This window comes from Pseudomonas sp. LJDD11 (assembly GCF_024584215.1).
Lineage (GTDB): Bacteria > Pseudomonadota > Gammaproteobacteria > Pseudomonadales > Pseudomonadaceae > Aquipseudomonas.
The window spans coordinates 1-508 of record NZ_JANJFL010000166.1 but is presented as its reverse complement, the minus strand read 5'-3'; the positions used below and the strand labels follow the sequence as shown (position 1 = coordinate 508).

The 508-nt window shown below is 55.9% G+C and carries 1 protein-coding gene; it reads right to left on the bottom strand.

Annotated elements, in window-relative coordinates; genetic code table 11:
- Positions 1-156: 50S ribosomal protein L31 (locus NRB16_RS29375; protein ID WP_257107631.1), on the bottom strand; the 156-nt coding region annotated here is incomplete at its 3' end.
- Positions 157-508 lie beyond the last annotated feature (352 nt).

The window sequence follows — 508 nt, the reverse complement described above, 5'->3', positions numbered from 1 at the left end:
ACTGGACACGTCGAGCGCCACGTAAGGATAGGTATTGCCGTCGGTATGCTGTTGCGTGCGATCGGTATCGACCGTGGAGCCGATCAGGAAATACACGTCAGCTGCTGTGTCGTGGAACAGCACGGTGCGGTAAGCAGGATGGATATCAGGTTTCATGGGGCCTCCAGGTGAGTCATTGCAGTATTGTTATACCATAACATAATAATTTGCATTAATGATAATCAGTGCCGTTTGCCGCTCTCCCCATGAACTTGATCGGGCTGACGCTTGAAGCTATGGTTCGCCCCGCCTCTGCCAAATCAGCGGCCCGGGATGGGTCTCCCGGCTTACTGGTAGCCAGGACAGCACGCCCGCCGGCACGGCATCCAGTCAAGGGCGAGCCGTGGGCACGCCAGCGCCTACTACTCACAGCCGCACGGATCCGTCCACCGATCGGTTCTGGACTGCGGATGAAATAACACGTCAGTAGGATTTCTCATGCCTGATATCACCCACTATGACCTTCCTC